The sequence below is a fragment of the Streptomyces sp. LaPpAH-108 genome (genome assembly GCF_000373625.1).
Taxonomy (GTDB): domain Bacteria; phylum Actinomycetota; class Actinomycetes; order Streptomycetales; family Streptomycetaceae; genus Streptomyces.
The window spans coordinates 81,026-93,212 of record NZ_KB891997.1 but is presented as its reverse complement, the minus strand read 5'-3'; the positions used below and the strand labels follow the sequence as shown (position 1 = coordinate 93,212).

Annotated in this window: 10 protein-coding genes; 4 read left to right on the top strand and 6 right to left on the bottom strand. The window is 74.2% G+C overall.

What is annotated here, in order from left to right:
• Positions 1-36: 36 nt before the first annotated feature.
• Both B079_RS0125010 and B079_RS32720 read right to left on the bottom strand, forming a co-directional pair.
• Positions 37-2,436, bottom strand: a complete 2,400-nt coding sequence (locus tag B079_RS0125010; RefSeq protein WP_018548589.1) for a SpoIIE family protein phosphatase — start codon at positions 2,434-2,436, stop codon at positions 37-39.
• Positions 2,437-2,566: 130 nt separating this feature from the next.
• The gene (locus B079_RS32720; protein ID WP_158685051.1) at positions 2,567-3,481 is read right to left on the bottom strand and encodes a dienelactone hydrolase family protein; all 915 of its coding nucleotides are present in this window, start codon (positions 3,479-3,481) and stop codon (positions 2,567-2,569) included.
• A gap of 114 nt (positions 3,482-3,595) precedes the next feature.
• On the opposite strand from B079_RS32720, the gene B079_RS32715 reads away from it, so the two are divergent.
• A complete protein-coding gene (locus B079_RS32715) occupies positions 3,596-4,297 on the top strand; it encodes a hypothetical protein (protein ID WP_018548587.1) in 702 nt (233 codons plus the stop codon).
• Between the two features lie 73 nt (positions 4,298-4,370).
• Here B079_RS32715 and B079_RS0124995 read toward each other — a convergent pair whose 3' ends face one another.
• Entirely contained in the window at positions 4,371-5,267 is an 897-nt protein-coding gene (locus tag B079_RS0124995; RefSeq protein ID WP_018548586.1) for a universal stress protein, read from the bottom strand.
• Positions 5,268-5,556: 289 nt separating this feature from the next.
• Between B079_RS0124995 and B079_RS0124990 the strand changes: the two genes are divergently transcribed.
• On the top strand, positions 5,557-6,438 hold the full coding sequence (locus B079_RS0124990; RefSeq protein ID WP_018548585.1) for a universal stress protein: 882 nt from the start codon (positions 5,557-5,559) through the stop codon (positions 6,436-6,438).
• Positions 6,439-6,503: 65 nt separating this feature from the next.
• On the top strand, positions 6,504-7,484 hold the full coding sequence (locus B079_RS0124985; RefSeq protein WP_026249060.1) for an Acg family FMN-binding oxidoreductase: 981 nt from the start codon (positions 6,504-6,506) through the stop codon (positions 7,482-7,484).
• Between the two features lie 78 nt (positions 7,485-7,562).
• Here B079_RS0124985 and B079_RS0124980 read toward each other — a convergent pair whose 3' ends face one another.
• Together B079_RS0124980 and B079_RS0124975 are read right to left on the bottom strand one after the other, a co-directional pair.
• On the bottom strand, positions 7,563-8,420 hold the full coding sequence (locus B079_RS0124980) for a universal stress protein (RefSeq protein WP_018548583.1): 858 nt from the start codon (positions 8,418-8,420) through the stop codon (positions 7,563-7,565).
• A 134-nt stretch (positions 8,421-8,554) separates the two neighbouring features.
• Complete coding sequence (locus tag B079_RS0124975) at positions 8,555-9,229, bottom strand: CBS domain-containing protein (RefSeq protein ID WP_018548582.1); 675 nt, start codon at positions 9,227-9,229, stop codon at positions 8,555-8,557.
• Between the two features lie 171 nt (positions 9,230-9,400).
• On the opposite strand from B079_RS0124975, the gene B079_RS0124970 reads away from it, so the two are divergent.
• Positions 9,401-11,815 (top strand): glycoside hydrolase family 65 protein, encoded by a 2,415-nt coding sequence (locus tag B079_RS0124970; RefSeq protein ID WP_018548581.1) that lies wholly within the window; start codon positions 9,401-9,403, stop codon positions 11,813-11,815.
• Here B079_RS0124970 and B079_RS0124965 read toward each other — a convergent pair.
• Entirely contained in the window at positions 11,812-12,183 is a 372-nt protein-coding gene (locus tag B079_RS0124965; RefSeq protein ID WP_018548580.1) for a 6-pyruvoyl trahydropterin synthase family protein, read from the bottom strand. The genes B079_RS0124970 and B079_RS0124965 overlap by 4 nt on opposite strands.
• Positions 12,184-12,187 lie beyond the last annotated feature (4 nt).

Genomic DNA, 12,187 nt, shown 5'->3' with positions numbered 1-12,187 from the left:
GGCCTCCCACATGTGCCGCCCGCCCATGTGCGCCCCTCACATGAGGGCCTCGAAGTCCACCTCCTGGGGTACCAGCCGCTGCTCCGACCAGATCGTCTTGCCGTTGCGTCCGTAGCGGCTGCCCCAGCGGGTGGAGAGCTGGGCGACGAGGAAGAGGCCGCGACCGCCCTCGTCGCTCCAGCCCGCCCGGCGCAGTCGGGGCTGGGTGTTGCTGGGGTCGGTGACCTCGCAGACGAGGACGTCGTCGCGGATGAGGCGCAGGCCGACCGGCGCTCCGGCATAGCGGACGGCGTTGGTGACCAGCTCGCTGACGATCAGCTCGGTGGTGAAGACGAGGTCGTCCAGGCCCCACGCGATGAGCTGGTGCTTGGCGGCCTGCCGGGCGTCGGACACCACGGACTCGTCCGCGCCGAACTCCCAGCTCGCGATGGAGTCCTCGGGGATGGCGCGGACGCGGGCCAGGAGCAGGGCGATGTCGTCGCGGGGCGGGGTCTGGCCCAGGTCCGCCTGGAGCAGACGGCTGGCGTCCACGAGGCTCTGGCCGGGGCGGCACGAGGTGGCGAGCCGGTGGGTGAGCCAGCGCAGCCCCGCGTCGAGGTCGCCCCCGTACCGGTCGAGAAGCCCGTCGGTGTAGAGGGCGAGCACGCTGCCGGGCTCCAGGTCGGCGGTGACCGTCTCGAAAGGCATACCGCCCACCCCGAGCGGCGGTCCGGGCGAGAAGCGGATGATCCGGGTGGTGCCGTCGGGCCGTACCTCCACCGGCGGCGGGTGCCCGGCCCCGGCCATGACGCAGCGGCGGGCGACCGGGTCGTAGACGGCGTACAGGCAGGTGGCACCGGCGGGCTTGCCCCATTCGGTGTCCTGGCTGAGCCGCCGTACGAGGTCGTCGAGATGGGTGAGGAGTTCGGAGGGGTCGAGTTCGAGGTCGGCGAGGGTGCGTACGGCGGTGCGCAGGCCGCTCATCGCGGCGCTGGCGTCCAGTCCGTGCCCGACCACGTCCCCGGAGACCAGGGCGACCCGGAAGGAGGGCAGCGGGATGACGTCGTACCAGTCGCCGCTGATGTCGGCGCCGCCGCCCGCGGGCAGATAGATGCCCGCGGTCTCGGCGGCCGGGCCCTCGGTGGTGGCCGGGGGCAGCAGGCGGCGCTGGAGGGTCAGGGCGGTGCGGCGCTCGCGGGTGTAGCGGCGGGCGTTGTCGACGCTGAGGGCGGCCCGGGAGGCGATCTCGCCGAGCAGTTCGGCGTCCTCCGGCTCGAAGGGGTCGCGCTCCCCGGTGCGCCACACCGTGACGGAGCCGAGCACCAGTCCGCGCGCGAACAGCGGCGCCCACATCCCCGAGCGGCCGTTCTCGGGGACGAAGCGGTGCGCCAGAGAGGGGTCGCCGAGGACGTCGGCCACCGCCCTGGGGTCCAGGACGACGGGCCGCCCGCGCTGGATGTCGCCCAGTTCGGGCGAGTACGGCAGCCGGGGGATCGCCTCGCCGGGCTGGAAGAGGGCGGCGGTGCCCTCCTCGGGGGTCACGGTGACCCGGCACAGATGCAGATCTCCCCCGCCCGCGGCGGGTTTGGCCGGTTCCTCCGTGTTGAGCACGGCCTCGGCGAGGTCGGCCCAGCCCACGTCCCCGAGGGCCGGGACCAGCACGTCCATCAGGTCCCGCACGGTGCGGGTGACGTCGAGGGAGGCGCCGATGCGGTCGGCGGCGGCGTGCAGCACGTCGAGGCGTCTGCGCACCCGCTGCTGTTCCGGGGTGTCGGCGAACATCGTGACGATGCCGAGGGGCGTGCCGTCGGTGTCCTCCACCCGGAAGCCGCACATCGACAGGACGATGTACCGGTCCGGGTCGTCCGGCGCGCGCATGTGCAGCATCTTCCCGACCACCGGTTCCCCGGTCTCCAGCACCTGCCGCAGTTCCGTCTCGGCCGCCTTGGCGTCCTTCAGCGCGGGTACGTCCGTCAGTCTGCTGCCGCGCGGGAGGGCCGATCCGCCGAACATGTCGGCCGTGATGTTGGTCCACACCACGGTGAGGTCGGTGTCGTGCATGCCGATGCAGAGCCGGTCCTGGGAGAGCAGGGCGCGCAGCACATTGGCGTCCGCCTCCCAGTGGCTCACCCGCCGGGCCGGGGCGAGCAGCACCAGGGACTCGGCGGGGGGCTCGGTGCGCAGGACGCGGAAACTGACGGCGACCGCCTCTCCGCAGCTGTGCCGCAGCAGGGCCCGGCCGTCCGCCGGGAAGGACCCGTCCTCGCCGATGCCCGAACAGTCGCGGGCCAGCAGATCGCGCATCGAACGTCCGCAGACCTCCTCGGCGGTCCGGCCCAGCAGTTCGGCGGCCGCCGGCGACCAGCGCACCACGGTGCCCCGGTCGTCGAGCACGGCCGTCGCCACTCCGGCGAACGAGAACACATACCTCTCGGCACCGGCGCTGAACCCGCCCATCCTGCTCCTCCGGCTCGGCGCCCCCGCCTCTCCCACGGTACGACCAACGAGGTGGGAGCGCTTTTCGCGACGGCGGGGCGGGGACGGGAGCGGGAACGGGGCTCCGCTGGCGGCTCGGGGAGGCGGCTCCTCAGGCCGTCAGACGGCCCAGCACGTGGCGGTACGCCGCCGCCACCGCCTCCCGGGACTCCTCCGAGGGGTCGGCCACGTCGAACCCGTGCTGCCCCGAGGGAACGTCGACCGTCACGACATGGACGCCCGCCGCCCGCGCGGCGGACAGGAACTCCGTCACCGTGGCCGCGATCGTGTCGTGCTCCAGGCCCACCCGGGTGAGGACGACCGGCAGCTCCCCGGCCGAGCGGACGGCCGTGACGGGACGAAAGCGCGCGTCGACCATCGGCGGGCCGGGCAGCGGCGCGAGCACCGGGTAGCTCGCGGCGACGCAGCGCAGCCAGGGCGGCGGCGCGGCGAGCCAGTCGCTCATGAGCAGCCCGCCGCCCGAGAAGAACCACAGGGCGATCCGCTCGGCGTCCACGCGGGGGTGCGCCCGGACCAGGGCGAGGGCCACGGTGAGGTCGTCGGCGGCGCGCGGGTGGTCGGTGAGGGCGTGCAGACCGTGGTCCACGGTCACGCCGACCACGCCCTGGCTCGCCGCGTACCGGGCGTGGCCGGTGTAGAGCGGCCAGTCGCGCGGGGTGGGCCGCTGGGTGGCGGGGACGGGGCCGCCGTGGACGAGGACGACGGCGGGGCGGGGCGCGTCCGCGTCTCCGTCCGCGTCGGGCAGGTAGAAGTCGACCTGGCCGGTCCGCTCACGCGGTCGCTCGGGCACGTCCAGCACGAACGGCCGTAGATACAGGGGCTGTTCATCGGCGTCCACGCTGATCCGGTGCCCCTCACCGGCGGCTGCCCGCAGCAGCACGTCGGCGAGCCGACCGGGGGTGGAGAGCATCGGCCAGTGTCCGGTGGGGAGTTCGAAGAAGGTGACCCGGGGGTCGGCGAGCGCCCGGAACTGCGGTGGGCCGGTGCGTACAAGGGTCTCGGCCATGGAGATGGTCATCCCGGAGGCGGTGCAGAAGATCCCGGTACTGGGCAACTCGGCTGCCGCACCGGAGAGTCGCAGCGGCTGCACAAGAGTGCGACAGGGGCGGCGGGCGCCCTGGTGACGGGGGCCCTGGAGGACGCCCTCGACGGCCGTCTGCGTGAACTCGGCTCCGAGATCGCGGCGTTGAGGTGGCGGGAGGCCGCCCTCCAGCTCGTCCGGGACTGTCCGGCCGAGGAGCGCGCCGACCGGCTCCGGCTGGTCGGGGCCGTGACCGCGCCGCCCAGCACGGCGGCGCTCGCACGCTTCTGGCGCGGGGCGCTGCCCGCCCGGCTGTCGCCCCGGCTGCGCTCCGCGATCCTCGACCACGCGGTCCCCCGGCCCCCGGCCGACCCGACGCCCGCGCAGGTCCTGGCCTTCGCCCGGCTGCACGCCCTCGCCACCGCGCCCTGCCCGGCAACCGACCCGCGCCGCCCCGCCCGCAACCGCACGGATGCGGACTGCCGTCCCGATGTGCTCTACGACGGCCTGTTCGACGCCTACACGCTGGCCGTCACCGATCTGCGCACCGGACGCGGCCCCGGCCGGGGGCAGGCGCTGGACTGCTTCGTCACCGCCCACGCCACCGCGCGCGACCTGCCGGACACCCCCGCCTTCCGCCGCCGCCTCCACGCCCTGCTGACCCGGGCCGCCGACCCGATGATCGACCGGTACTGGGAACTGACCGGCGTCCTCACCCCGTCACCGGAACCGACCCTCGGGGCCGTGCACGCATGGCTGCGGTCCGCGCTGCGCGACGATGTCGCCCGGGCGGCGGGCTGAGCGGCGGGGAATCGCGGGGAATCGCTGAGCGGCAGGAAATCAGCGGGGAGTCACCCGCCCCGTCCGCATCCGGTCAGCCCGGCTCCGGCTCCGGTACGACGGCGACGGGGCACCGCGCATGGTGCAGCACTCCATGGACGACGCGCCCAAGGTGGTCGTCACCCCCATGTGCGCCGACCACCAGCAGCGCGGCGTCCCGGGCGGCGGCGAGCAGCGTGTCGCGGGCCGGGCCCTCGACCGTACGGCGCCGTATCCACAGGTCCTCCGGTGCGTCGCGCAGGGCCGCCTCCAGCGTCTCCACCGCCTGCTGCTCGTGCGCGTGGGCGGGCGCACCGACGAACAGCGGGTGCTCGGCGGGCGCGTGCCGGGGGCGCCGCCAGGCCCGTACGGCCTCCAGGGGTACGCCCCGCAGCCGGGCCTCCGCCACGGCGAACCGTACGGCGGCCGAACCCTCCGGCTGCTCGCCGACGCCCACGACGACACGCCCCGACGAGGGTGGCTCCACAGTGGGTCGCTCCACATGTGTGCCGCGCACCACGATCACCGGGCATTGAGTGTGCCGCGCCACCATGGCGCTGACGGAGCCCAGCAGTGTCTCGGCCACCGCGCCCCGGCCCCGGCTGCCCAGCACCAGCGCCAGCGCGTTCCGGCTCTCGCGGACGAGCGCGTACTCCGGCGCTTCGAGCGCTTCGAGGGCGAGACCGACGCCGACCCGTAGGCCCGGCTGCCGCAGGCGGGCGCGGCGCTCGGCGACGGCGACGACGGCCGTCCCCTCGGCGGCCGTGTCCGTGTGGGGCTCCCACCAGCAGGCGTGCACCACCCGGAGCGGGGCCCCGCGCAGGGCGGCCTCGTCGGCGGCCCAGTCCAGTGCGGTCAGGCTGGGTTCGGAGCCATCGACGCCGACGGTGATCGGGAGGTCCACGGCGGCGGACGGCCCCTGGTCGGCCGTCGTGCCGGAACGTGTGCCCATCGCCGGGCCTCCTCGCCTCGTGCTCGCCCGATACCTCGGCCACCGGTCCTCTCCACTCCAGCGTGCGCCTCCTTCCCGCCACTGGGGCCGAACGGCCCGTACCGGGGGTACCTCACGTCCCTTTTCTTCCCCGTGTGGCCCGGCACACTGGAGGAAGAGACGATGGCGTCGACGGCTGTCGGCACGCGCGGTGGCCCTGCGCGCCGCGCCACCCCGGAGGAGGAGGCGAGGGCGATGTCCGTTCACGCGGTACGAAGGCCGGCGAGGAAGACCGGGCCCGGAGCCGGTCGTGTCACGGCCCGGTGACCCCCGCCCGGTCGTGGTCGGGATCGACACCGAACCCGACCACCGCATGGCGCTGGCCTGGGCGGCGGACGAGGCGGCCCGGCGCCATGTGCCGTTGCGGCCGGTGCTGGCCGAGGGCGTGCCGACCAGGGGCGACCGGGCGCGGAAGGTCCCGCCGTCCTGGGAGGAGTGGAACGACCCGCTGCACGAGGCCGGTGAACGGGTCCTGGAGGACGCCGCCGGGTTCGCCACCGCCCACCACCCCCGCCTGGAGGTGGCCGCGCTGCTCGCGGAGGGCGAGCCCGCCTGGGTGCTCGGCGAGCAGAGCCGTGACGCCACGGCCGTCGTCCTCGGCAAGCGGCATCTGAGCCGGGCCCAGGAGGTGTTCGGCAACGAGTCGGTCGCCGTACCGCTCATGGCCCAGGCCCACTGCCCCGTGGTGGTCGTGCCCGAGCCGGAGCACGTCACACAGGTCCCCCCGTATCTCGTCGTCGGGATCGACGGCGGCCCCGAGTCCGCCGCCGCGGTCGACGTGGCGTTCGAGGAGGCGGCCCTGCGCGGCGCGGAGCTGCACGTCCTGTTCGTCTGGCAGCCCACCACGCTCCGCGTCTTCGACGAGCACGGGTCGCGGCAGGAGTGCCGCCGCATGCTCTCCGAGATCGTGGCGGGGCGCGGCGCCCAGTACCCCGACGTGGTGCTGCGTCACGAACTGGTCGTCGGGGAGCCGGTCAAGGTGCTCACCGACGCCGCCGCGCACGCGCTGGCGCTGGTCGTGGGCACCCGGGGGCACGGCAGCGTCGCGGGCGCGCTGCTGGGCTCGGTCAGCCAGGGCGTACTGCGCCGGGCGCGCTGCCCGGTCATCGCCGTACCCGCCGCTACGGATTGAGGCACGCACAGCAGGTGTCGGCGCGGGCGGCGGACCCGCCGCCGACCGCCGGGACGGAGGTCACCGTGTCCGAGGAAACCGTCGACGAGCGGACCGTCACCGCCCTCGTGGCGGACGCCACGGCGGCCCCGTCGCTGCACAACGCCCAGCCCTGGCGGTTCCGTCATCTGCGCGGCCCCGGGGTGCTGCGGCTGTACGCCGACCCGGAGCGCGTCCTGCCGCACGGCGATCCGCAGAACCGGGGACTGCACCTGGGCTGCGGCGCCGCCCTGTTCAACCTGCGGGTGTCCGCCGCCGCTGCCGGTCTCGCCCCGGAGGTCCGGCTGCTCCCGGACCCGTCCGACGCGGACCTGCTCGCCGAGGTGCGCCTGCGCGGCATCGGTCCCCCCGATGCGGCGCTCGCCGCGCTGCACCCCGAGGTGAGCCGCCGCCACTCCAGCCGCCTGCCCTACCGCGACCAGGAGATCCCCGCCACCGTACGGGAGGGGCTGTACGCGGCGGCCCGCGCGGAGGGGGCGCAGCTGCTGTTCCCGGGGACCTGGCACGTGCGCTCGGTCCTGGATCTCGTACGGGACGCCGAGGAGCGGGAGTTGATGGACGCGGGGGCGCGGGAGGAGATGGCCCGGTGGGCGCACACGGACCCGGGGGACGCGCCCGACGGCATCCCCGCCGAGGCGTTCGGACCGCGCTCGCGCCACGGCACGTCCTCGGTGCGCGACTTCGCCGTGGGCCGCCCGATGCCGGACCGCCCGTGGGCGTCGTTCGAGGAGCGGCCGAACATCGCCCTGCTGGGCACGCCCCACGACGACCCCGCCGACTGGCTCCGCGCGGGTCAGGCGCTGGAACGGGTCCTGCTGCGCGCCACCGCCGACGGCCTGGTCGCCTCGGTGACCTCCCAGCCCCTGGAGTGGCCGGAGCTGCGCTGGGCGACCCGCGACCCGCTCTCCGCCATGTCCCAGGTCCAGATGGTGCTGCGCATCGGGTACGGCCCGGAGGGGGCGCCGAGTCCCCGGCGGCCGGTGGGGGATGTGCTGGACATCGGGTGAGGCGGGGTGGGGTCGGCCTCGGGTGAGGCGGGGCGCGGTCGTGGACTTCGTGCCCCGCTCTCGATGCGGCCCGCGTGGCTACGATCGCTCGGGTACGACCGCCACCGGGCACGCGGCGTGGTGCAGCAGGGCGTGGCCGACCCGGCCGAGCTGGAGTCCGAAGCGGTCCGTACGGTGCCGGGCCCCGACGATCACGAGGTCGGCGGCGGCCGAGCGGTCCACGAGCACCTTCGCGGCGGGGCCCTCGGCCACGGCCGGGTAGGTGCGCACCCGCGGGAACGCGGCGGACGGCCTCTCGACGGAGGCCGCGAGCAGCGCGGCGGCCCGTTCCTCGTACCCGGCGCCCGACCGGTCGTGGACGGGCCGCCGCCAGGCTCGTACGACGTCCAGGCCGCAGCCGCGCGTCTCGGCCTCCCGGTACGCGAACTCCAGGGCCCGCGTGCCCGTGTCGGCCTCTCCGAGGCCCAGCAGGATCCGTTCGTGCTCGCCCGCGAGGCCCGCACGGTCGCCCCGGACCACGATCACCGGGCAGGACGCCCGGGCCGCCACCGCGAGGCCGACGGAGCCGAGCAGCATGGACGTGAACGGGCCCCGGCCGCGCGCCCCGGTCACCACGGCGGAGGCTTCGTCACCCGCCCTGACCAGGGCGTCCGCGCCCTCGCGCGGCACGATCCCGGTCGTGACCTTCACGTCGGGGTCGCGGCGCTCGGCACGCTCGGCAGCCGAGCCGACGATGTGCTCGGCCAGCACCTGTTCGGAGGGGCGCTCCCCGCCGAGTGAGGGCAGGCCGCCCTCGTAGCGCTCCCAGAGGGAGCCGTAGAGGAGCTTCAGCGGGAGACCGTGGCGCGCGGCCTCGTCCACGGCCCAGTCGACGGCGACGAGGGAGGAGTCCGAGCCGTCCACTCCCACGACGAGGGGGAGTGTCATGGTGCCCACCGCCTTTCGTACGGGGGTCGGGAGCCGTTTCCACGGTGGCACGGGCGTGCGCCGGGCCGCGAGGGGCGTTCGGCTCGGACGGGTGGGCCCTTCGGCCCCGGGGCGCCCGGTGGACGCCTCAGCCGGTGGACGTCTCAGTACGCCTCGGGAGAGCGCCGGGCGCCGCCCGTGCCGCCGGTGAGCCGGGAGTCGACCGCCACGACGCCGTCGACCCCGCGGCACAGCTGCTCCACGACGGGGATGAGGTTGCCGTCCGCGACGGTGCCGAGCAGGGTGACGCGGCCCTCGTGGACCTCGGCGGTCACGTCCCTCGGGTCGAAGCCGAGGGTGCGCCCGAGCACGTCGCCGGTGATCTCCTCGCGGATGGCGTCGTCGCGGCGCAGGAAGACCCGCAGCAGGTCGGCGCGGCTGACGATGCCCACGAGCCGGTCGGCCTCGTCCACCACGGGCAGCCGTTTGACGCCCCGCGTCTCCATGAGCCGGGCGGCCTCGACCACGTTCCACTCCGGACGCGCGCACACGGCGGGAGCCGACATCAGTTCCTCCGCGAGGGCGCCCTCGGCCTTGGCGCGCTCCCACGCCTCCAGGTGCGGCGGGGGCGTACGGCCGGACGGGTCGGCCCGGTCGGCGCTCTTGCGCAGGAGGTCGGCCTCGGACACCACGCCCACGGGCCGGTCCAGCTCGTCGACCACGGGCAGCGCGGTGACGTCGTTCTCCGTCAGGAGCCGCACGAGGTCCTTGAACGGCGTGTCGCGGCGGGCCCGGACGACGTCCCGGCTCATGAGCTCCTCGACCGTTCGGTGGTGCATGGTGCCTCCCGGATGCGCTCCGCGGGCCGCGCGGAGGCGGGTCGTCCGCCCGTCCGCCCGTGCGGCGGGGTGGCCCGCGTGGCAGGTTGGATACAGGCACCATTCTGAGGAGAGGGCGGCGATCAGGCGAACCCACCTCGGGGACCGAGCGGCAGGGAGGGTGCCCGCCGGATGCCGGAATGGACATGGGAGTGGACGGGGTACGACCCCGCCGCCGAGCAGCTGCGCGAGTCCCTGTGCACGCTCGGCAACGGTTACTTCGCGACCCGTGGGGCGCTGCCCGAGTGCCGGGCCGACGGTGTGCACTACCCGGGAACCTATGTGGCCGGCTGCTACAACCGTCTCGAATCGACTGTGGCGGGGCGCCATGTGGTCAACGAGGACCTGGTCAATCTGCCGAACTGGCTGCTGCTGAGATTCCGGCTGCGCCGGGCGGAGGGAGCAGCGGCGGGGGCGTGGGGGCCGTGGTTCACCCCTGGCCCGCACACGGTGGCGGACCACACCCATGTCCTGGACCTGCGCCATGCCACGCTCACCCGCACGTTCTCCCACCACATGGGTGCGGCACACACCTTGAAGGTCGAACAGACCCGCCTGGTCCACATGGAGGATCCCCATATAGCCGCGCTGCACACGGTGTTCACGGCCGAGGGCTGGTCCGGCGAGATAGAGATCGAGAGCTGTCTCGACGGCGCGGTGGTCAACGGCAATGTGCACCGGTACGGCACGCTCGACCGCCACCATGTGGCCCATGTCCGCACCGGTGCGCGGGAGCCGGACACGGTCTGGCTCCACTGCCGGACGAGCACGTCGGACGTCGCCGTCGCCCTGGCCGCCCGCACCACGGTCGACGCCGCCCGGGCCCCGGTGTCCTCGGAGCTGCGTCCGGGCCGCCACCGTGCCGTCCACCGCCTGGTCGTCCCGGTCACGGACGGGCGCCCCGTCACCGTGGACAAGACGGTGGCCCTGCACACCTCCCGGGACTCCGCGATCGGTGACCCCCTCGGCGCGGCGCTGGACCGGGCGACCACGGCACCGCCCTTCCCCGCCCTCCTGGAGTCGCACGGGGCAGCGTGGGAGCGGCTGTGGCGCCGCGCGGACATCCGGGTGCCGGGCGAGGCGGGCCACATCCTGCGCCTGCATCTCTTCCATGTGCTCCAGACCCTGTCCCCGCACACCGCCGACCTGGACGTGGGCGTACCCGCCCGGGGCCTGCACGGCGAGGCGTACCGGGGCCATGTCTTCTGGGACGAACTCTTCGTGCTGCCTTATCTGACCCTGCACTTCCCGGCCGTCTCCCGGGCGCTCCTCGACTACCGCCACCGGCGCCTGCCCCGGGCCTGCCGCGAGGCCGCCGCCGAGGGCCGCACGGGGGCGATGTACCCCTGGCAGAGCGGCAGCGACGGCCGCGAGGAGACCCAGCGGTGGCATCTCAACCCCCGCTCGGGACGGTGGCTGCCGGACCACTCCCGCCTCCAGCACCATGTGGGCTCCGCCATCGCGTACAACGTGGTCGCCTACTGCGAGGCCACCGGCGACACGGAGTATCTGCACACCAAGGGTGCCGAGATGCTGCTCCAGATCGCCCGTTTCTGGGCGGACCGCGCGGAGTACGACGCGGAGCTGGGCGCGTACCGCCTGCGCGGGGTCGTGGGCCCGGACGAGTACCACGACGCGTACCCGGACGCGGACCGGCCGGGCCTGGACGACAACACGTACACCAATGTGACCGCCGCCTGGGTCCTGGCCCGCACCCTCGATCTCCTGCGCCACCTGCCCGCGTGGCGCCGCGACGAACTCTTCGAACGGGTGCGGCTGGACCCCGGCGAGCTACCGGAGTGGGACGAGATCTCGCGCCGCCTGCACCTGCCGTTCCACGCGGGCGTGATCAGCCAGTTCGCGGGCTACGACCACCTCGCCGAACTGGACTGGGACGGCTACCGCGAACGCTACGGCAGCGTCCGCCGGCTCGACCGCATCCTGGAGGCCGAGGGCGACACGGTCAACCGCTACAAGGCGTCCAAACAGGCCGACGTCCTCATGCTCGGCCACCTCTTCTCCCCCGCCGAACTACGGTCCCTCTTCCGGCGCCTGGGCCACGACCTGGACGACGACCTCTGGCACCGCACCGTCGACTACTACCTGCCCCGCACCAGCCACGGCTCCACGCTCAGTGAACTCGTCCACGGCCTCGTCCTGGCCCGCGCCCGCCGCGCCGACGCCTGGCAGTACGTCCGCGACGCCCTGGAGGCGGACATCGCCGACATCCAGGGCGGCACCACCGGCGAAGGCATCCACCTCGGCGCCATGGCGGGCACCCTGGCCCTGGTCCAACGCGGCCTGACCGGCCTCGAAACCCGCGAGGACGCCCTCTGGCTCGACCCCGTCCCCCTCCCCGCCCTCTCCTCCTACAGCTTCTCCCTCCACTACCGAGGCCACTGGGGCATCACCCTCCACCGCCGCCCCGGCGCAGTGGAAATATCCGTACCGCGATCCGACCGGTCCCCGATCCGGGTGATCCTCGCGGACCAGGCGGTGTTGATCGCTCCGGGGGAGACGTGTGTGCTGGCGGTGGAGGAGGACTAGGACGGCGGCCGATAGATGGCCCACGTCTTGGGGGTCTCGGACACCTTCACCGCGGAGAGTTCCGGCACGTCCTCACGCCACTTGTCGAAGATCCATTTCGCCAGGTTCTCGGCTGTGGGGGAGATACCCCCCCCCATGGCCTCATTCAGGTGCCGGTGGTCGAGGGTGTCATCCATCCATTTCTTGAACGAATCGAGGTCGCGGTAGTCGCGGACGAAGCCGGGTGGGATCAACTCACTGTCGGCGGCGGACAGTTCGAGGACGACGATGTAGTTGTGCCCGTGCATCCGCGCGCACGGGTGCCAGGCCGGGAGCCGGTCGAGAACATGGCTGGCGGAGAAGTGGAACTCCTTGGTGATGGTGAACACGTCC